The following is a 19,692-nucleotide window of genomic DNA, read 5'->3' as shown; positions in this document are numbered from 1 at the left end:
GGAGTCCGGCTGATCGCTGGAAAAGAGACAATGCAACGAAGCAGCATGCTGGAGCAGGGCTATGACGCGCTGTTGGAATTGTGTGATCGGCTGGCGGCAATCGCCGATGCCTTGCCCAACGCAATCGATGTGACGCGCTACGAGCAGATCGCGGACACGCTTGTGCCGACGCTTGGCAGTCTGCACGAGCTGGAGGAGCGAGTCCTCTTTTCTCGCGCACGAACGGATGGTCGAGACGTGACGGCGCTGATCGAACGTCTTCGCGAAGATCATCGGCGTGACAAGAGAGCTGCGGCCGATGTCGCTGAAGTGCTGAGCGAGCTTCTTCACGGTCGCTGCCGGCTTAGCTGGGACGCGATCGGCTATATGCTGCGCGCGCTCTTCGAGAGCCTCCGCCGCCACGTCGCGACCGAGCGCCTGCTGCTTTCCGAGAGCCGTCGAGATGTATGCCATGCGTGAATTCTTGCTGGCCTTCGCGGTCTTTCTCGCGCTGCACATGGTGCCCGCCATGCCGAAACTTCGCGAGTGGCTCATTCAGCGGCTGGGCCGGAAGGGTTATTTCGCCGGCTATTCGCTGCTGTCGATCGTAGCGCTCGCCTGGGTCTTCCACGCGGCGCTGACATTGGATTTCATACCGCTCTGGGACCCGGCGCCATGGCAGGCCTGGGTGACGTTCGTGCTCGCACCCCTCGGCATCTTCTTCGTTCTTGCGGGCCTCTTCAGCGAGAACCCGCTTTCGATTTCGATCTTTCAGGGTACCGGCGGAACGGGCGCCGTCGTCAGCATCACCCGCCATCCCGTGCTCTGGGGGTTCCTCGTCTGGGCGGCTGGACACGTCATTCCGAACGGCGATCTTCGCTCGCTCGTGCTCTTCGGCGGCTTCGCGCTTTTTGCCGCGGGCGGTTTCCTGATGATCGAGCGGCGCGCGCGCCGTCGGCTGGGCGACAAGTGGCCGAGCGCTGCCGCCGGCACGTCGATCTTGCCCTTTGCCGCCATTCTCGGCGGCCGCGCCCGCTTCCGTGTCGATCCGGTCCTGGTGCTCTCGGCATTTGCCACGGGCGCAATCACGCTGTGGCTGCTTGCCGGCGGTCACTACGCAATCTTCGGCGCCGATCCGCTGCTGCAAGCCTTCCCGATGCTTTGAGCCGCGCCGCATGCTTCCCAGCACGCGGCTCTACCCCTGCCAGGCTTCTGCGAGCGGCGCGATTGGCAGCGCCAAGAGATCGATGGCGCGCGCGGCGAGATGGTCGACGATCGCCTCGACGCTTGCCGGCCGATGGTAAAATCCCGGCACCGGCGGCATGACGATCGCGCCCATTTCGGTAACGGCACACATGTTGCGCAGATGCCCAAGGTGGAGCGGCGTTTCGCGCGTCATCAAGACGAGCCGCCGGCGCTCCTTCAGATGCACATCGGCGGCTCTAACCAGGAGGTTGTCGGCAAGTCCATTGGCGATCGCCGCGAGCGTGCGCATCGAACAGGGTGAGACGATCATGCCGGCCGTCGGAAAGGATCCACTGGCAATCGCCGCGCCGATGTCGTCGTGTTCGTAGATGCGGTCGGTCTTTTCGAACAAGCGCAACAGCGCGTCCGGTCCAACTTCGTGGCTCAATGTCCTGTGCGCCGCCGGCGACATGACCAGATGCGTCTCGACTTCGCCGATCCGCGCAAGCCGCTCGGCGATGCGCAGCGGGATCGCGGCTCCGGAAGCGCCGGTTACACCAACGACTATCCTCAACCTTCCCGTCATCGGCTGTCTCCCAGACCCAACTCCGGCCACATCCGATCGACATCGGCCTTCACCTCTGGCGACATGTCGAGCACCCTCCCCCATTCGCGGTCGGTCTCCGCGCCGATCTTTGTCGTCGCGTCGAGACCGAGCTTGCCGCCGAGACCGGATCGTGGCGAAGCGAAATCAAGATAGTCGATCGGCGTGTCGGCGACGATTGTGACATCGCGGCTTGCGTCGAAGCGCGTGGAGAGCGCCCAGACGACTTCCGGCCAGCTGCGCACATTGATGTCAGGGTCGACGACGATGATGAGCTTCACGTAGCTGAACTGTGGCAGCATCGACCAGAGCCCCATCATCAACCGCTTCGCCTGTCCCGGATAACGCTTGTCGATCGCCACGACCATTGCCCGGTAGGAGCAGGCCTCCGGCGGCAGCCACAGATCGACGATCTCCGGATACTGCTTCTTCACCAGCGGCACGAACAGAACGTTCATCGCTTCGCCGAGACGCGACGGCTCGTCGGGCGGCCGGCCGGTGTAGGTGGAGAGATAGATCGGATTTCGACGCATCGTGATCGCCGAGAGAGTCATGACCGGGAAGCGATCGACGGAATTGTAGTAACCGGTGTGGTCGCCATAAGGCCCCTCGTCGGCGGTATCGGAGGCAGACACGGTGCCTTCGAGCACGATCTCCGCATTCGCGGGTACCGGAAGCGGTACAGTCCGGCCGTTCGCAAGCTGCGTCCGCCGCCGGCGAATGAGCCCGGAAAAATTGAGTTCGCTCAACCCGTCCGGCAATGGCATAACCGAGGCCAGAATCGTCGCGGGATCCGCTCCGATCGCGACAGCCACCGGCATGTCCAAGCCTTTTCGCTGCCAGAGGCGGTGGTGCCGCGCTCCACCGCGGTGGGCGAGCCAGCGAACGATCGTCCGGTCTCTGCCCAGAACCTGCATGCGGTAGATGCCGACATTGATGTCGGTCGGATCGTCCGGCGCCATGGTGATGACTAGCGGCCAGGTGATGAGCGGTGCCGGCTCGCCCGGCCAGCACCACTGGATCGGCAAGTTCGCGAGATCGATCTCTGGACCGCTCCAGACGATCTCCTGGCACGGCGCACGGCTACGATGCTTCGGCCGCATCGAGAGTGCGGACCGCAGCAACGGCAGTTTCTCCCAGGCGTCACGCAGCGATGCCGGCGCGCGGGGATCACGCAGCTCGGCGAGTTCCTCGGCAAAGAACGGCAACCCGCCCGGCTCAAGGCCGAAGCCGCGCTCGATCCGCGCTTGCGCGCCGAACAGGTTGGCGAGCAGCGGAATCTCGTGCACGCGGCCGGAGGCGTCGACCAGCTTTTCGAACAACAGCGCTGGTCCGCCCGACGCAAGCACGCGCCTGTGGATCTCGGTCACTTCATGGACGAGCGAAACAGGTCGCGAAATCCGCTTCAGCTCGCCGTCGCGCTCAAGCGCCGAAGTGAAATCCTGTAGCGACGCGAAGTGGGATGCGGTGCGGAAGGCTTTGTTCATGCCCGCTTCTTTGTGCTCGTGATTTCCGCCTGTCTTTGATGTGGGACAAACACAAGGAACGGCTGCCGGCTAAACATTGGGAGAACATTCACACTGCACAGGCCCCATATGACCGTTTCCTCCGCGATGGCCGTTCCGCTCCGGCTCATCCCCATTCCCGCCATCGAGCGAGCGACAAGGCTCGTTTTTTCTCACGTCATGGCGCGCCATCCGGGCCTGTTCGACCGGTTGGGGGACTACGCCCACAAACGATATGGCTTCATCCCGTCCGACCTGCCGGTCGGCTTCCTGGTCGAGCCTGGCAAGGGACGCATATCCGTGCACCGCAAGCCCGATCTGCCACCCACCGACGCTGCGGTCACAGGTGGCTTCGTGCTTCTCCTTGGGCTGCTTGAGGGCCGCCTCGACGGTGATGCGGTCTTCTTCTCGCGCGACCTGACGGTCACCGGCGACATGGAAGCCATGCTGGCGCTGCGCAATGCGCTCGACGACTGCAACATCGACCTGCCCTCCGACATCGGCAGCCTGGCGGGGCCTTTCGCACCGCTGGTCCGGCGCGCCGCCTCGGAAATTCGTAGCCGCGTCCTGCCCCGGGAGGCCGGCCAATGGAACTGATCTGCCCCGCCGGAACGCCGGCCGCCTTCCGCGAGGCCGTTGATGCCGGAGCCGATGCCGTCTACTGCGGTTTTCGCGACGAGACCAATGCCCGCAATTTCCCGGGGTTGAACTTTTCCCGCGACGAGCTGAAGGCGGCGATCGCCTATGCCCGCCAGCACGGAGCGATGACTTTCGTCGCCATCAACACCTTCATGCGCGCCGGTCGCGAAAAGCTCTGGCACGAGGCCGTGGACGATGCCGTGCGTCTTGGCGCCGACGCCGTCATTCTCGCTGATTTCGGTTTGATGGCCTATACCGCCGAACGCTATCCCGAGCAGCGCTTGCACGTATCGGTCCAGGCCTCCGCCTCCAATGCGGACGCCGTCAATTTCCTGGTCGAAACGTTTCGGGCAAAACGCGTCGTGCTGCCGCGGATTCTCACCATTCCCGATCTCGCCCGCCTTGCAAAACAGATCCGATGCGAGATCGAGGTCTTCGTCTTCGGCGGGCTCTGCGTGATGGCGGAGGGGCGTTGTTCGCTCTCATCCTATGCCACCGGCAAGTCGCCGAACATGAATGGGGTCTGTTCTCCGGCGAGCCATGTGCGTTACCGCGAGGATGGCTGCGAACTCGTCTCGGAACTCGGCGACTACACGATCAATCGCTTTCCCGCCGGCGAAGCAGCCGGCTACCCGACACTCTGCAAGGGGCGCTTCAATGTCGCCGACGAGCGCGGATACGCCTTCGAGGACCCCGTTTCGCTTGACGTCATGGACCACGTCGACCTTTTGCGCGAGGCAGGCGTCAGCGCGCTAAAGATCGAGGGACGCCAGCGGGGCAAGGCCTATGTCGCGGAGGTCGTCTCGGTGATGCGCCGCGCCCTTGCCGCGAATGCCGCCGACCGCCCCGCCCTCATCTCGCGGCTCAGACTCTTGAGCGAAGGCCAGCGGACGACGTCCGGCGCCTATGAAAAGCGTTGGAGGTAGATCATGACCGGCGCAACGCTTCCAAGCCTTAGCCTCGGCCCGGTCCTCTACTTGTGGGACGGGCCGAAATGGCGCGATTTCTATTTCCGTATCGCGGACGAAACGCCAATCGCGCATGTCGTCATCGGCGAGACGGTCTGCTCTAAACGGCTGCATTTCATCGAGCCGCATGTCGGCGAAGTGGTCGAGCGGCTGGAGCGCGCGGGCAAGAGCGTCAGCCTTGCCTCGCTGGCGCTCGTCACGCTCGAACGCGAGGCCCAAGTCGTGCGGGCGCTGGTGCGCGACAGCACGCATCCGATCGAGGCCAATGACCTGTCGGCGCTCGGGCTGCTCGCCGGCAAGCCGCATTCCGTCGGTCCGTTGATCAACGTCTATAACGGCGCCACCGCGCGGCTGCTCGCCTCGCGCGGTGCGACGAGCATCTGCCTGCCGCCCGAACTGCCAATGGCGTCCGTCCGCGATATCGTTCGCGATACGCCCGGTGTGTCGTTCGAGATATTCGCGTTCGGGCGTGTACCGCTGGCGATCTCGGCCCGCTGCGCGCACGCCCGGTCCAAGGGATTGGTCAAGGACAATTGTCAGTTCATCTGCGGCGACGACCCGGATGGGTTGGTGGTCGAAACGCTCGACCGTCAGCCCTTTCTCGCCCTGAACGGTGTACAGACCGTGTCGCACACATGCCAGACACTGATCCAGGAACTGCCGGAATTGATTAAGGCCGGCATTTCGCGGATCCGGCTTTCGCCTCAAGACTGCGACATGGTCGCGGTCGCCCGGGTCTTCGACGACGCGATCGCCGGCAGGTCTCTCCCCGCCGATGCCATCGCCCGTCTTCTAGATGCCTATACCGGCGCACAGTTTTCGAACGGCTTCCACTACGGCCAGCAAGGCGCCGCCTGGATCGCAGACCACACGTTAACTTAGAGCAGGGTGAGGCAAAGTGGGCGCGGTTTTCGGCCCGCACCTCGCTCCAGCTTATTTGGAGTTGTTCCATGGCACATGAGCTCGATGTTCTCGCGAATGAGACCGCAGAAGACGAAAATCTCGCAACCGTCATCAGCCAGATCCGCCGGCTGATCGATGGCGCTTCGCTCGAATGCGGCTGCCGCGCACGCGTCGACGAGTTGCTGCTTCGTTTCGAAAGCCTGACGGCCAGGCAACGCGAAAAGCGGATGCTCGACCAGGCCCGGCGCCAACGGCGACGCATAGCGGCGATCATGGAACTTCTTCACGAACTCGACGAGATCGGCTATGACGACGCCGACCGAAGCGTGCTGGTGGAAGCGCGGCTGCTTTTCGAGGACATTGCCGAAGCCGCGCACCAGGGGGCTCGCCTGCTCGATGTCGCCGCCGCGTTACCGAGTTCGAAGGCGGGTGTGCGATGATGAGGCACGGACCTTCGGGAGCGAGCCCTGTTGCGCGCGATCTGGAGACGGCGAATGAATCTTCCGTTTCGTATTCTTTGCCTGTGCCTTGGCTGGCTGATGGTCGCATTCGCCGTCGCCGGCGTGTTCCTGCCGGTGCTGCCCACCACACCTTTCCTGCTTTTGGCGGCGGGCCTGTTCGCCCGCGCGTCTCCCCGGCTTGAGCGCTGGCTCGTCGAGCACCCCGTCTTCGGTCCCTCGCTGCGCCTGTGGCGAGAAAAGGGCGCGATCGCCATGCGGGCGAAGTTCAGCGCCGTCGCTTTGATGGCCGCGACCTACGGTCTCTTCTGTCTGTTCAGCAAGCCGAATGCCGCGCTTGCGGCCCTCGTCGCGGCCGTGATGGTGCTTCCGGTCGCCTTCATCCTCACGCGCCCGAGCAATTGACCGCCGATCGCAGGCGTCAGAAGTTGCTGGCGTGGAGCTCCCTCATCGCTTTCCTGAGTTCGTCGATCGGCGTCAAGCTGCTGGTGCTTTGGCCTTCCAGTTCCGGCGGCATCTTCCAGCCCGGATCGATGCCTTCCATGTTCGGCAATTCGTGCGCAATGCCCTTGTGACAATCGATGCAGGTTGCCCGGCCGGGAAGCAGGTAACGGGTATGAATCGCCGCCGCCCGTTGCGTCTGCTTCTGCAGGTCCATGGCGATAGACGAATGGCAGTTGCGGCATTCGAGACTGTCGTTCGCCTTCAGACGCGCCCATTCATGCTGCGCAAGCTCCAGCCGGTGCTCGAGGAATTTCGGACGGGTGTTGATCGTTCCGAAGATCTTGCCCCAGACTTCCTTCGACGCCTGCATCTTGCGGGCGATCTTGTCCGTCCAGTCATGCGGGACGTGGCAGTCCGGACAGGTGGCCCTGACCCCGGAGCGGTTGGAGAAGTGGATCGTCCGCGACATCTCCTGATAGACGTTGTCGCGCATCTCGTGGCAGGAGGTGCAGAAGGTTTCGGTGTTGGTAAGCTCGAGCGCGGTGTTGAAGGCGCCCCAGAACATCACACCGCCGACGAAGCCGCCGAGTGTCAGAAAGCCGAGGCTCAGCGTTCCTGCCGGCGTGCTGACGAGGTGCCACGCCCAGAGGACGAGTTTCCGGATCCATCCCATGGCGTCACTCGCTTCCCGCCGGCTTGACGCCCAGCTCGCTCATGTCCTTGAAAGTGTTGTCGACGAGCGGCCTGACATCGGCCTGGGGCACGTGGCAGGCGGTGCAGAAATAACGCCGCGGCGACACGTCCGCGAGCATCTGCCCATCCCGCGTCTGATAATGGGTGACGCTGATCATCGGAGCCCCGGAATCCTGAGTGAATTCACGCTTGTGGCAGGAAAGGCAGCGATTGGTGTTGACCGACAGCTGATAGCCTTCGATCGAATGCGGGATCACCGGCGGCTGATCGGGATAGGCCCGCATCTTGCGGACGTCGTCGACCACCCATTTCGGTATCGGTTCGGCTCCCGGTTCGTCCATCGATTGCGGCGGTCCAGAAAGTTCCGGCACCATCTGGGCGATGGCCGCGGTGCTCACGAACAGCACCGCAAGCAGCGCTCCGAGCATCCATGCTGGGCTTCTCATCATGCGGCAGAGACGATCTTGACTGCGCATTTCTTGAAATCCGTCTGTTTGGAGATGGGATCGGTAGCGTCCAGCGTTACCTTGTTGATGAGCTTGCTGGCGTCGAACCACGGAACGAAGATCACGCCGGGAGGCATGCGGTTGCGGCCGCGTGTCTCGACGCGGGCACGGATTTCGCCGCGCCGGGAAACGATCCTGACCTCGCCACCTTGGTTGAGGCCGCGCTTGCGGGCGTCATCCGCGTTCACGAAACAAACTGCGCCGGGGAAGGCCCGATAGAGCTCCGGCACGCGCATCGTCATCGATCCGGAATGCCAGTGTTCGAGCACGCGACCGGTAACCAGCCAGATATCGTATTCGTCATCGGGCTCTTCGGCCGGAGGCTCGTAGGGAACGGCAAGGATCACCGCCCTGCCGTCCGGGCGGCCGTAGAACTTCACGCCCTCGCCCGGCTTCACATAGGGATCATAGCCTTCCCGGTAGCGCCAAAGCGTCTCCTTCCCGTCGACGACGGGCCAGCGCAGGCCGCGCTCCTCGTGGTAGCGGTCATAAGAGGCAAGGTCATGCCCATGCCCGCGCCCGAAGGTGGCATATTCCTCGAAAAGGCCCTTCTGGATATAGAAGCCGAAGGCCTCGGCCTCGTTGTTGGCATAGTCTCCGTTGACCTCGCTCAAGGGGAAGCGATCCACCGCGCCATTCTTGAACAGGACGTCGTGCAGCGTCTTGCCGCGATAGGACGGATTGGCGTCAAGGATTTCCGCCGGCCAGACCTCGTCAGTCATGAAGCGCTTGGAGAATTCGACCATCTGCCACAGGTCCGAACGCGCCTCGGCCGGTGCCTGGACGAGCTGGTGCCAGACATGGGTGCGACGCTCCGCGTTGCCATAGGCGCCTTCCTTCTCCACCCACATGGCGGCCGGCAGGATAAGGTCCGCGCTCATCGCGGTAATCGTCGGATAGACATCGGAAACGACGATGAAGTTGTCGGGGTTGCGGTAGCCCTGGTAGGTCTCGTTGCTGGTGTTGGGCGCCGCCTGGACGTTGTTGTTGACCTGCACCCAATAGAAATTGAGCTTGCCGTCCTTCAGCATGCGGTCCTGCTCGACGGCATGGTAGCCGGGCTTTTCCGGGATGATCCCGTGCGGTATCCGCCAGATCTCTTCGGCATGCTCGCGATGTTCTGGATTGGTGACAGTCATGTCGGCCGGCAGGCGATGGGCAAAGGTGCCGACCTCGCGCGCGGTGCCGCAGGCGGATGGTTGCCCGGTCAGCGAAAAGGGGCTGTTGCCCGGCTCCGAAATCTTCCCCGTCAAGAGATGGAGATTGTAGACCATCTGGTTGACCCAGACGCCGCGCACATGCTGGTTGAACCCCATGGTCCAGAGCGACATCACCTTGCGCTTGGGGTCGGCATAGAGTTCGGCCAGTTGCTCCAGGAAGGCTGCGTCGACGCCGGTGAGTTCAGCGGTCTTGTCGAGCGTGTAGTCCGAAACGAATGTCTTAAACTCTTCGAAATTGCTCGGCGTCATCTTGGCGGCGTCCTTGGCATTCACCGCCTTGACCTCCAGAGGATTATCCGGCCTCAAGCCGTAGCCGATATCGGTCGCGCCGACCATGAAGGTCGTGTGCTTCTCGACAAACTCCTGGTTGACGCGCCCGGTCTGGATGATGTGGTTGGCGATATAGTTCAGGATCGCAAGGTCGGTGCCCGGCTTGAAGACGATCGGGATGTCGGCGAGGTCCATGCTGCGATGGGTGAAGGTTGAGAGCACCGCGACCTGCACATGCGGATGGCCCAGCCGCCTGTCAGCAAGCCGGGTCCAGAGAATCGGGTGCATCTCCGCCATGTTGGAGCCCCAAAGCACGAAGGCGTCGGCGTGCTCGAAGTCGTCGTAGCATCCCATCGGCTCGTCCATGCCGAAGGTGCGCATGAAGGCGTAGGCCGCCGATGCCATGCAATGGCGGGCATTGGGGTCGAGGTTGTTGGAGCGGAAGCCGGCGCGCATCAGCTTCGTCGCCGCATAACCTTCGAAAATCGTCCACTGCCCGGAGCCGAACATGCCGACAGCCGTCGGCCCCTTCTCCTTCAAGACCCTCTTCGCCTGCTCCGCCATCACGTTGAACGCTTCGTCCCAGCTGACCGGCTCGAACTCGCCGTCCTTGGCGTAGGCGCCGTTTCGCTTGCGCATGAGCGGTGTCTTCAACCGGTCGGCGCCGTACATGATCTTCGACAGGAAATAGCCCTTGATGCAGTTGAGGCCGCGATTGACCTCCGCCTGCATGTCGCCATGGGTGGCGACCACCTGCCCTTCCTTCACGCCCACCATCACGCCGCAACCGGTGCCGCAGAAGCGGCATGGCGCCTTCGACCATTTGATCTCCAGCGCGCTTACGCCACCGGGTACGGGTTGCGCGGCGGCGGGAAGCGCAATGCCCGCCGTTGCCGCCGCTATGCCGGCCGCGTGGGCCTTGAGGATGTCACGCCGCGTCAGTTCGTCGGTCATTGCCGATCGTCTCCTCTTTCTCGACATGCTCGAACACCATGTTGGCAGCGACCACGCCTTCGAGCGTGGAAATCCGCGACAGGCACTCGCCGAGCACGCCCGTACTCGTTCCTTCGATGACCACCACGATCTTGCCGCCCTGGTGGCCGTAAACCTCGACATTGTTCATTCGGGAAAGCGCCGCGAGGACCTGCTCCTCCATCGCCGGAACGGCGACGACGACAGCGCTCGAGACATGATATTCGGCTGGTTTTTCGCTCGATTTTTCAGGCATGGGCGCCCTCCCCGGTCCGTGCGGCGACCTGGACGGCGCCGACCGGACAGATGCCGACGCAGGCGCCGCAGCCGCTGCAGGCATCTTCGTTCACGACCGGCAAGAAAGGCCCGCCGGTGCGGGGCTGAAAGCGGATCGCCTCTTCCGGACAGCTGTCGCGGCAGGACTGGCAGGCGACGTTGTTCTTCGCCAGGCAATGATCGGCGATCGCCGCCGCATGCGCAAAGCGCTTCACGTCCGCCGGTTGAAAGACCGGCTCCGGACAGGCGCGCCGGCAATCACCGCAGAAGGTGCATTCGCCGACGGAGAAATCGAGCGACGGCCGCTCTGCGGCAAGGCTGATGATATTCGTGGGACATGCGTCTACGCAGCGGCCGCAGCCGGTGCAGACGGCGAGGTTCTCGAGCGTCACGCCCGGCGGACAGATCCGTTCGGCCTCGGAAGCGTTACGTCCGAAGAGAAGGTTTCGTCTGGAGATCGTCGCCACCGCCATGACGCACCTCAATGCGGCGCCGGTGGCGGACCGGGTGGTCCGAAGACGAGCTGAAACATCCAGACGAGGAAACCGTAGCCACCGACTACGGCGACGGCCACGAGCGGCCAGATACCGAAGGCGAGCACGAGGAATGTCAGAAGTTCGCGTCTTCTGGATTGCGGCCGCCGCTCCGTCACCTGCTGCGAAGATAATTCTGACACGTTAACATCCCTCGTTGATGTCACCGCCAACATAGTAACGATCCTTGACGGGAAAGAAAGGAAAATAAACTAAACTCTCTTCCTCAAGAAGACAAATAACATCTGTCAATTCAAGGAGATATTTTATCCCGAACAAATATACGTTTCTCTTGGAAGCGACCGCCTGTACATTTCGTATTTTCGAAAAAACGCACATTCTACAACGCCAACGCGTGGAAAATCGGCGGCAGGTCGGACAGAGAAAGAAAAGCCGGCGCGGCGTTCGCGCCGCACCGGCTTTATGATTCTGGTGTTGCCGGGTGTGCACCGCCGCTTACAGCGCCAGCTCCGTGAAGGCAGCATTGAGGCGCTCCTGCGCCTTCTTCGGGTTCTTCGCCCCTTTCGCCGCGTCAAGGTTAGCCGGGTTGTCGCCGACCTGCACGACGCCGACCATGCCCATGCCGTAGTGCGGTGTGCACTTCACGCCATAGACGCCCGGAGTGGTGAACGTGACCTTGTAGTTCTCGTTGACCTTGCTCTTCAGCGCTTCGGCGCCATCCGGCAGCATGCCCTTGATCGTCTCGACATTGTGGCCCTTGTCGGTCGGAACGAAGGTCACGGTATCGCCGGCGGCGACCTTCAGCGAGGCCGGTTCGAAGATCATCACGCCGTCTTTACCCTTGTTGAGCATGTGCACTTCGAAATCTGCCGCAAGCGTGGGCGTGGTCATGAGCATTGCCAGCGCGGCGAGGCCAAGGCTCTTCTTCATCATGGTCAGCATTTCATCTTCTCCGTTGAACCGCCAAGCCCTTGCCTGGGGTTGTCTCCCCGGAAATAGGCCGACGCTGGCCTGCCGACTTTGACGCGCGTCAAACAACGCGAAAGATGATGGTCGACCGCCTCTTGCGCTCATGCATGCGAACTTCGACCCGTAATCGCCACGTCATGGTCAAGCCCGCCCGCCTCCTCAGCCGAAGATCGTTGACAGGTTACGTCTGCCGGATTAAGAATAACGAAATTCGAAAATCGTCACTCGTAATTCGTGAGATGAAATGAGCGAACTCGCAGATACCGGCGTCGATGCAGCCAGACAGGAAAACGTGACGCGGATCCTTGATTCCGCCGAGCGGCTGTTCCGGCATTACGGCTACAGCAAGACCAACGTGGCCGACATCGCCCGCGACCTCGAAATGTCGCCGGCGAATATCTACCGCTTCTTCGCCTCCAAGACCGAGATCCACCAGGCGATCTGCGGCCGCATGCTCGCCGCCAGCTACCAACAGGCCTACGAGATTTCACACCTCCCCTTGAGCGCCTCCGAGCGGTTGCGCCGCTACGTGCACAGCCAGCACAAGATGACAGTCGAAACCATGCTCGACGAGCAGAAGGTCCACGAGATGGTGGTCGTCGCGATCGAGCGGGATTGGCACGTCATCGAGAAACATATCGACCGCTTGCATGAACTCGTGGCGGACATCATCCGTGACGGGATCGCGTCCGGCGAATTCGCCGATCAGGACGCGGATGCCGCCGCCCGGTGCTTTGGCGCCAGCACCGTTACGCTCTGCCATCCGCAAATGGTGGCACAGTGTCTCGCGAAGCAAAATCGCGCGACACCCGACGAACTGGTCGAATACGTGATCAGGGCGCTGAAGAAATAATAGAGCCGCGTGGCGGCAGACAGGATCAGGAGTGCCAGCGATGTTTTCACCCAAGGCCTTCGGAATGAGCATCCCGGTCGCCGCCAAGTTCGCGGCCGCCCTCGCCATTGCCGCCGCCCTCTCGGCCTGCTCGGAAGAGAAGGTCGAGACCAAGGAGGTCATCCGGCCGGTCAAGGTCTTCGAGGTCGCCGGGGGCGGCAATGTGCGTGAACTCGACTATTCCGGCTCGGTGAAGGCACGCACAGAGATGAATCTCGGCTTTCGCGTCAACGGCAAGATCACCGAAAGGCTCGTCAACATCGGCGACCGGGTGAAGCCGGGCGATCTGCTTGCCCGCGTCGATCCGACCGATTACCAGCTCGCCGTGAAAAGCGCCGAGGCAAATCTCGCCGCCGCCGAGAAGCAGGTGGAAACGACAGCGCTGACCAAGATGCGGGCGGAGCAGCTCTTCACCAAGGAATTCTCGTCCAAGGCCCAGCTCGATCAGGCGGCGCTTCTCTACGACCAGGCGGTTTCCACGCGGGACGCTGCTGCCTCGTCGCTCGACCAGGCGAAGAACCAGGTTACCTACACGGATCTGAAATCCGACCAGAACGGCATCGTCACCGCGATCAATGCCGATATCGGCCAGGTCGTCGGCGCCGGCACACCGGTCGTGACCGTCGCCGTCGATGGCGAGAAAGAAGTACAGATTGCCGTGCCCGAGATGGATATATCCGAATTCAAGCCGGGCAAGACCGTCAAGGCGCACTTCTGGTCGGACGACGCACTCGTGCTCGACGGCACGGTGCGCGAGGTCTCCGGCAGTGCCGACCAGCAGTCGCGAACTTTCTCCGTGCGCATCAGTCTGCCGACCGACCCGCGCGTGCTGCTCGGCATGACAGCCACGATCGAGGCGGCCGCCGCCAATGCCCAGCTGTCGGTTTCCATCCCGTTGAGCGCGCTTGCCGAAAAGGATGGCCGGAAGATCGTCTGGGTGGTTGATCGTGACAGCTCGACGGTGCATGCACGCGACGTCAAGCTCGGTGAATTCACCGGCGATGGCGTTCGCGTCGCCGAAGGGCTTGGGCAGGGCGATCTCGTCGTTGCTGCCGGCACGCAATTCATGACGGAAGACCTGAAGGTGAAGCTGCCGGCTGTCGAACAGCAGGCAGCTCTCACCGAAACCGGCGAAGTCCTTCGCTAACTCCCATTGATCGACAGAACGGAACGACGCCATGCACGCCTCCACTGAGGACAGGAAACCGTTCAACCTCTCGCGCTGGGCGATCGGCCACCCGAGCATCGCGCGCTTCCTCTTCGCGCTGATCATCATCACCGGCGCGCTCGGCCTCGTACGCATGGGCCAGCGCGAAGATCCGGAATTCACCTTCCGCGTCATGGTTATCCAGGCCGTCTGGCCGGGTGCATCGATCGAGGAGATGCAGGACCAGGTCGTCAACAAGATCGAGCGCAAGCTGCAGGAAACGCCGCATCTCGATTTCGTGCGCTCCTACACGCGCGCCGGCAGCGCCATCATCACGCTGCAGGTCGAAGGCGACACCAATGCCGAAGAGGTGGCCGACGCCTTCTACCAGGTGCGCAAGAAGGTCGGCGACATCGCCAACGAGCTGCCGGAAGGCCTGCTCGGCCCCTATTTCAACGACGAGTTCGGCGACACCTTCATCACGCTCCATTCGATCAGCGGCGACGGCTACAGCTATCCCGAGCTCAAGAAGTTCGCGATCCAGGGCCGCGACATGCTCTTGACGACGCCCGGCGTCGAAAAGGTGTCGATCATCGGCGACCAGCCGGAGAAGATCTATATCGACGTCTCCTCCAAGGCGCTCGCGGAACGCGGGCTGACGCTCAACGATCTGCGCAGTGCGATTGTCGGCCAGAACAATGTCGATCTCGCCGGCTCCGTCGATACCGGCACCCGCTCCGTCCGCATTTCCGTCGAAGGGGGAGTCGACCGGGCGGAGGATATCCGCGCGTTGAGGCTGCGTGCGGGGGATCAGGTAATCCGGCTTGGCGATATCGCCAGTGTCACCTCGGGACTGGAAGACCCCTTCCAGCGCAAATACCGCTTCAACGGCCACGACAGCGTCCAGATCGGCGTGGTCATGGCGAAAGGCTTCAATGTCACGGACGTCGGCAAGGCGGTGGAAGCGACCTATGACCGCTTCGAATCCTCGCTTCCCTACGGCGTGTCGGTCGACCAGATCGCCAACCAGCCGGAGGTCGTGACTGACGCGATCAGCGAGTTCATGCATGCCCTCGGAGAGGCATTGATCATCGTTCTCGTCGTCTCCTTCCTGTCGATCGGCTGGCGCTCGGGCCTGGTGATCGCGATCGCCATCCCGCTGGTGCTCGCCGCCACATTCGCGATCATGTACGAACTCGGCATCGACCTGCAGCGCATCTCGCTTGGTGCCCTCATCATCGCGCTCGGCCTGCTCGTCGACGACGCGATGATCGTGGTCGAGATGATGGAGCGCAAGCTCGAGGAAGGCCTCGTGAAAATCGAGGCGGCGAGCTTCGCCTATTCCTCGACCGCCTTCCCGATGCTGACCGGCACGCTGATCACGACCGCCGGCTTCATCCCGGTCGGCTTCGCGGAATCGACCGCGGGCGAATATGTGCGCTCGCTCTTCTATGTCGTCGGCATCGCGCTGGTGGTCTCCTGGTTCGTCGCCGTCTATTTCACGCCCTGGCTCGGCTACATGATCCTCAAGCAGCGCCATCATGCGGGCAGCCACCACGACGTCTTCGACACACGCTTCTATCGCCGCTTGCGGGCGACCGTCGGCTGGGCGGTGCGCCACAAGGTCATCGTGCTCGTCATGACGCTCGCGACCTTCGTCGGCCGCCTCTGGGCGTTCCAGTTCATCCCGAAGAACTTCTTCCCGCAGTCCTCGCGGCCGGAAATCCTGGTCGATCTGTGGCTGCCGGAAGGAACCAGCATCAGGGAGGTCGAGAAGCAGGCCAAGGCTCTCGAAGCTCGGATGATGGACGACGAGGACAAGCGCTTCATCGCCACCTATATCGGCGAAGGCGCGCCGCGCTTCTTCCTGCCGCTCGACCAGCAGCTCCGCAACCCGAACTTCGCCCAGCTCCTGGTCATGGCGAAGGACGAGCCGGCCCGCGAGCGGCTGATCACAAAGCTGCGGACGGTCCTTGCCGAAGATTTCCCGTCGATCCGTGCCAAGGTCGACCGGCTGTTCCTCGGCCCGCCGACCGGCTGGCCCGTGCAGTTGCGCGTGATGGGCCCGGACCGCGCCGAGGTGCGCCGCATCGCCGATGAGGTAAAGGCGAAGTTCAACGAAAATCCCCAGCTCGGCGCCGTTCACGACGACTGGCTGGAGCCGGTGCCGGCGATGAAGCTGGTGATCGACCAGGACCGCGCCCGTGCGCTGGGCGTCACCTCGCAGCGCATCCGCCAGATGCTGCAGGCGTCGATGTCCGGCGTGCCGCTTGATAATTTCCGCGACGGAGAGGAAACGGTCTCGATCGTCGCACGCGAGCCGGACGGCAATCGCCAACTGCTCTCGGCCGTCAACTCGGTCTATGTCCCGACCGATTTCGGCGGCTTCGTGCCCGTCTCGCAGGTCGCCAAGGTCGTGCCGGTCATGGAACAGGGCATCGAATGGCGCCGCGATCGCCTGCCGACGATCACGGTCCGCGCAACGCTCCCCGACGGCATGCAGTCGAACGACGTGACGATGAAGCTCTACGAAGAGCTTCAGGGCCTGCGGAACGGCCTCGCGCCCGGCTACAAGGTCGAGATCCAGGGCGGCGCCGAAGATAGCGCCGAAAGCCAAGCCTCGATCGCCGCCAAGGCGCCGATCATGCTGCTCGTCATCGTCATCCTCCTGATGGCGCAGCTTCAGCACTTCGGAAAGGCGATGCTGGTGCTCGCGACCGGTCCGCTCGGCATCATCGGCGCCGCCGCCGCGCTGCTCATCAGCGGCGCGCCCTTCGGCTTCGTCGCCATTCTCGGCGTCATCGCCCTGCTCGGCATCATCATCCGCAACTCGATCATCCTCGTCGACCAGATCGATCAGGACATCGCCGCAGGCATGGAGCGCGCCGAAGCGATCATCGGCGCGGCGGTTCGCCGCTTCCGGCCGATCATGCTCACCGCGCTGACGGCGGTACTCGCGCTGATCCCGATCTCGCGCGGCGTGTTCTGGGGCCCGCTTGCCTATGCCATGATGGGCGGCATCCTCGTTGCGACCGTCTTGACGATCCTGGTGCTGCCGGCCGGCTACGCGCTGTTCTTCGGCAAGGAGCCGAAGGCACAGGAGAGCGAGCCGGAAGCGGCCGAGCAGCCCACCGAGGACGATAACGAGGAAGAGCGCTATCCCGCGCCGATCGCTGCGGAGTAAACTCTGCCGCCACGATTCTTGATACGCCAGCCGGAGGATAAGCCGGCTGGCGCATTTCATCGGCCCTCAGCCGAGGTGATGACGTTCCTGAAGGCCGTAGACCGGCGTCGCAATGCCTTCGCAGCGGGCCTTCAGCTGCAATGAAAGATACTGCGAATAGTGTCGCGACTGATGCAGGTTGCCGCCGTGGAACCAGAGCGCCTCCTGCTGCGTCGGCTTCCACATGTTGCGCTGCTCGCCCTCCCACGGACCGGGATCCTTCGGCGTATCGGAGCCGAGGCCCCAGACCTTGCCGACCTTGTCGGCGACCTCCTTCGAGATGAGATCCGCCGCCCAGCCGTTCATCGAGCCATAGCCGGTGGCGTAGACGACGAGATCGGCCGGAAGCTCGGTGCCGTCTTTCAACACGACCGCGTCTTCCGTCAGGTGGCTGACGTCGGAGCCCGATTTCAGCTTGATGCTGCCGTCGATGACGAGATCGCAGGCGCCGACGTCGATGTAGTAGCCGGAACCGCGGCGCAAATATTTCATGAAGAGGCCGGACCCGTCGGCGCCCCAGTCAAGCATGAAGCCGGCCCTTTCCAGATCCGCATAGAACCTGGCGTCACGTTCGCGCATCTTCTCGTAAAGCGGAATCTGGAACTCGTGCATGATCCGGTAGGGAAGCGAGGCGAAGATCAGGTCGGCCTTGCGCGTCGTCATGCCGGCGGCGACGGCCCGTTCGGAATAGAGGTCGCCGAGTCCGATATCCATCAGCGTGTCCGACCGGACGATATGCGTGGACGAACGCTGCACCATCGTCACGTCGGCACCGCCTTCCCAAAGCGCCGCGCAGATATCATGCGCGGAATTGTTGGAGCCGATGACCACCACCTTCTTGTCGCGATAGGCGTCCGGACCCGGATGTTGCGACGAATGCTGCTGTTCGCCTTTGAAGACGTCCTGGCCCTTGAGTTTCGGGATGTTCGGCTTGCCCGACATGCCGGTCGCCAGAACAAGCTGCTTCGGCTTGAGCACGACTTCCTCGCCGTTACGCTCGACGACGACCGTCCACTCCTTCGCCTCCTCGTCGTACTTGGCCGATTTGCAGGTGGTCGAACTCCAGTAGTTGAGCTCCATCACCTTGGTATACATCTCCAGCCAGTCGCCAATCTTGTCCTTCGGCGCGAAGACCGGCCAGTTCTCCGGGAAGGGAATATAGGGCAGGTGGTCGTACCAGACCGGGTCGTGCAGGCAGAGCGACTTGTAGCGCTTTCGCCAGCTGTCGCCCGGGCGTTCGTTCTTCTCGATGATGATCGTCGGCACGTTCAACTGGCGCAGGCGCGCGCCGAGCGCGATGCCGCCCTGCCCGCCGCCGATGATGACGACGTAGGGCTGGGTCTCGTAGCCGAGTTCGGCCGCCTCCTCTTCTCGCTTTTCCCTCCACGTCTTGCGGTTGGGATCATGACCGTGCTCGGCGCCGAGCGGCCGCCTGAAGCCCTTCGGCTCCTCGAGCCCCTTTAGCTCCGTCATCGTGGTGAGAAGCGTCCAGATCAGGCCGTTCTTCAGCCGCATGTGGCCGTAGCCGCGCGCCACCTCCGTCTCGAATTCGAACCATCCTTCGCTCACGCCGTCCCCGCCGCTCGCCTGTTCCTTCTCGTCCTGCCGGAACAGTGCCGGTTTCACCGCTGCGAGCTGGTTTGTCAGCATGTCGCGGATCTGGTCCCGACCCTCCATCGTCCTGATATTCCAGGTAAACGCGACGAGGTCGCGCCAGTAGCAATCCGCCTGGAACAGATTGACGGCGGCCTCGATATCGCCCTGTTCGAGCGCTCTGCCGAGCTTGGCAAGCGTATTGTCGATGCGGGTGTTGGGACTTTCTTCAAGCATGAGGTCTCCTCCTTTTTCGCTTGATTGAGACACGGGCGGCTCCTCATCCGCCCGCGCGGGAACATCGGTGTCACTTCATGAGATCGATCAGGATCTTCAGGTGCTTGCCGGACGGGTCGAGCAGCGCGTCGAAGCCGTTGGTCACCGCTTCATCGAGCGCGATGCGCTTCGTGACGATCCGTTTCGCCGGCAGGAGGCCGGACGCGATCAGACGGATGACGCGCGGCCAATAGTGGGTTGGGTAGGCCCAGGAGCCGCGCAGATCGATGTCCTTGAAGGTGACCTGGAACCAGTCGAGCGGGTTTTCATGCGGATGCAGGCCGGTCTGCACGACGATGCCCTGCTTACGCACCGCATCGACACAGGTCTTGAGCGCGTGCTCGTTCCCGACGCATTCGATCGCGACGTCGCAGCCGACCTTGCCTTCGGTCAAAGCGCGCACGATCTCACCTGGTCTTCTTCGCTCAGGGTTGATCGTGACGAGATCCGGCAGGATCGATGCTGCGAATTCGAGG

General features: G+C 62.9%; 21 protein-coding genes. 10 read left to right on the top strand and 11 right to left on the bottom strand.

Annotated elements, in window-relative coordinates; genetic code table 11:
- Window positions 1-30: 30 nt before the first annotated feature.
- Window positions 31-459, top strand: coding sequence for a hemerythrin domain-containing protein (locus QN219_RS26875; RefSeq protein WP_284003214.1), 429 nt, complete (start codon window positions 31-33; stop codon window positions 457-459).
- Window positions 452-1,144, top strand: coding sequence for an NnrU family protein (locus QN219_RS26870; RefSeq protein ID WP_284003213.1), 693 nt, complete (start codon window positions 452-454; stop codon window positions 1,142-1,144). The genes QN219_RS26875 and QN219_RS26870 overlap by 8 nt, the downstream gene beginning before the upstream one ends.
- A gap of 30 nt (window positions 1,145-1,174) precedes the next feature.
- On the opposite strand, the gene QN219_RS26865 is transcribed toward QN219_RS26870, so the two are convergent.
- Together QN219_RS26865 and QN219_RS26860 are read right to left on the bottom strand one after the other, a co-directional pair.
- Window positions 1,175-1,750, bottom strand: coding sequence for a UbiX family flavin prenyltransferase (locus tag QN219_RS26865; RefSeq protein WP_284003212.1), 576 nt, complete (start codon window positions 1,748-1,750; stop codon window positions 1,175-1,177).
- Window positions 1,747-3,255 (bottom strand): UbiD family decarboxylase, encoded by a 1,509-nt coding sequence (locus tag QN219_RS26860; RefSeq protein WP_284003211.1) that lies wholly within the window; start codon window positions 3,253-3,255, stop codon window positions 1,747-1,749. The genes QN219_RS26865 and QN219_RS26860 overlap by 4 nt, the downstream gene beginning before the upstream one ends.
- A gap of 108 nt (window positions 3,256-3,363) precedes the next feature.
- On the opposite strand from QN219_RS26860, the gene QN219_RS26855 reads away from it, so the two are divergent.
- The 5 genes from QN219_RS26855 (at window position 3,364) to QN219_RS26835 (ending at window position 6,646) form a co-directional block, all read left to right on the top strand.
- Window positions 3,364-3,870: an SCP2 domain-containing protein gene (locus tag QN219_RS26855; protein WP_405052271.1), complete on the top strand. Its 507-nt coding sequence runs from the start codon at window positions 3,364-3,366 to the stop codon at window positions 3,868-3,870.
- The gene (locus QN219_RS26850) at window positions 3,861-4,838 is read left to right on the top strand and encodes a peptidase U32 family protein (protein ID WP_284003210.1); all 978 of its coding nucleotides are present in this window, start codon (window positions 3,861-3,863) and stop codon (window positions 4,836-4,838) included. The genes QN219_RS26855 and QN219_RS26850 overlap by 10 nt, the downstream gene beginning before the upstream one ends.
- Window positions 4,839-5,762 carry a U32 family peptidase gene (locus QN219_RS26845; RefSeq protein ID WP_284003273.1) on the top strand — a complete coding sequence of 308 codons (924 nt, stop codon included), beginning with the start codon at window positions 4,839-4,841 and terminating at the stop codon, window positions 5,760-5,762.
- 68 nt (window positions 5,763-5,830) lie between these two features.
- Entirely contained in the window at window positions 5,831-6,223 is a 393-nt protein-coding gene (locus QN219_RS26840; protein WP_284003209.1) for a hypothetical protein, read from the top strand.
- A 54-nt stretch (window positions 6,224-6,277) separates the two neighbouring features.
- Entirely contained in the window at window positions 6,278-6,646 is a 369-nt protein-coding gene (locus tag QN219_RS26835) for a YbaN family protein (protein WP_284003208.1), read from the top strand.
- A gap of 16 nt (window positions 6,647-6,662) precedes the next feature.
- Here the strand turns inward: QN219_RS26835 and QN219_RS26830 are convergent, their stop codons facing one another.
- From QN219_RS26830 to QN219_RS26800, 7 genes are all read right to left on the bottom strand, one after another.
- A complete protein-coding gene (locus tag QN219_RS26830; RefSeq protein WP_269286320.1) occupies window positions 6,663-7,358 on the bottom strand; it encodes a NapC/NirT family cytochrome c in 696 nt (231 codons plus the stop codon).
- Window positions 7,359-7,362: 4 nt separating this feature from the next.
- Window positions 7,363-7,854: a nitrate reductase cytochrome c-type subunit gene (locus QN219_RS26825; RefSeq protein ID WP_284003207.1), complete on the bottom strand. Its 492-nt coding sequence runs from the start codon at window positions 7,852-7,854 to the stop codon at window positions 7,363-7,365.
- Window positions 7,824-10,328 carry a periplasmic nitrate reductase subunit alpha gene (gene napA / locus QN219_RS26820; protein ID WP_284003206.1) on the bottom strand — a complete coding sequence of 835 codons (2,505 nt, stop codon included), beginning with the start codon at window positions 10,326-10,328 and terminating at the stop codon, window positions 7,824-7,826. Before napA ends, QN219_RS26825 begins: the two co-directional genes overlap by 31 nt.
- Window positions 10,303-10,602, bottom strand: a complete 300-nt coding sequence (locus QN219_RS26815; RefSeq protein ID WP_283976428.1) for a chaperone NapD — start codon at window positions 10,600-10,602, stop codon at window positions 10,303-10,305. Before QN219_RS26815 ends, napA begins: the two co-directional genes overlap by 26 nt.
- A complete protein-coding gene (gene napF / locus QN219_RS26810) occupies window positions 10,595-11,095 on the bottom strand; it encodes a ferredoxin-type protein NapF (RefSeq protein ID WP_284003205.1) in 501 nt (166 codons plus the stop codon). Before napF ends, QN219_RS26815 begins: the two co-directional genes overlap by 8 nt.
- An 8-nt stretch (window positions 11,096-11,103) precedes the next feature.
- Entirely contained in the window at window positions 11,104-11,298 is a 195-nt protein-coding gene (gene napE / locus QN219_RS26805; protein WP_284003204.1) for a periplasmic nitrate reductase, NapE protein, read from the bottom strand.
- A gap of 313 nt (window positions 11,299-11,611) precedes the next feature.
- Window positions 11,612-12,049: a pseudoazurin gene (locus QN219_RS26800; RefSeq protein WP_284003272.1), complete on the bottom strand. Its 438-nt coding sequence runs from the start codon at window positions 12,047-12,049 to the stop codon at window positions 11,612-11,614.
- A 280-nt stretch (window positions 12,050-12,329) separates the two neighbouring features.
- Here QN219_RS26800 and QN219_RS26795 point away from each other — a divergent pair, with 280 nt between their 5' ends.
- The 3 genes from QN219_RS26795 to QN219_RS26785 are packed head-to-tail and all read left to right on the top strand — an operon-like array spanning window position 12,330 to window position 17,308.
- Entirely contained in the window at window positions 12,330-12,938 is a 609-nt protein-coding gene (locus QN219_RS26795) for a TetR family transcriptional regulator (RefSeq protein ID WP_284003202.1), read from the top strand.
- Window positions 12,939-12,978: 40 nt separating this feature from the next.
- Window positions 12,979-14,124: an efflux RND transporter periplasmic adaptor subunit gene (locus QN219_RS26790; RefSeq protein WP_405052270.1), complete on the top strand. Its 1,146-nt coding sequence runs from the start codon at window positions 12,979-12,981 to the stop codon at window positions 14,122-14,124.
- A 31-nt stretch (window positions 14,125-14,155) separates the two neighbouring features.
- Window positions 14,156-17,308: an efflux RND transporter permease subunit gene (locus QN219_RS26785; RefSeq protein ID WP_284003201.1), complete on the top strand. Its 3,153-nt coding sequence runs from the start codon at window positions 14,156-14,158 to the stop codon at window positions 17,306-17,308.
- A 66-nt stretch (window positions 17,309-17,374) separates the two neighbouring features.
- On the opposite strand, the gene QN219_RS26780 is transcribed toward QN219_RS26785, so the two are convergent.
- Complete coding sequence (locus QN219_RS26780; protein WP_284003200.1) at window positions 17,375-19,177, bottom strand: NAD(P)/FAD-dependent oxidoreductase; 1,803 nt, start codon at window positions 19,175-19,177, stop codon at window positions 17,375-17,377.
- Between the two features lie 70 nt (window positions 19,178-19,247).
- Window positions 19,248-19,692: zinc-binding dehydrogenase (locus QN219_RS26775; RefSeq protein WP_284003199.1), on the bottom strand; the 445-nt coding region annotated here is incomplete at its 5' end.

The sequence above is a fragment of the Sinorhizobium sp. 8-89 genome (genome assembly GCF_030124325.1).
GTDB lineage: Bacteria > Pseudomonadota > Alphaproteobacteria > Rhizobiales > Rhizobiaceae > Sinorhizobium.
The sequence above is the reverse complement of the archived record's forward strand: the minus strand, read 5'-3'. Positions and strand labels throughout refer to the sequence as shown.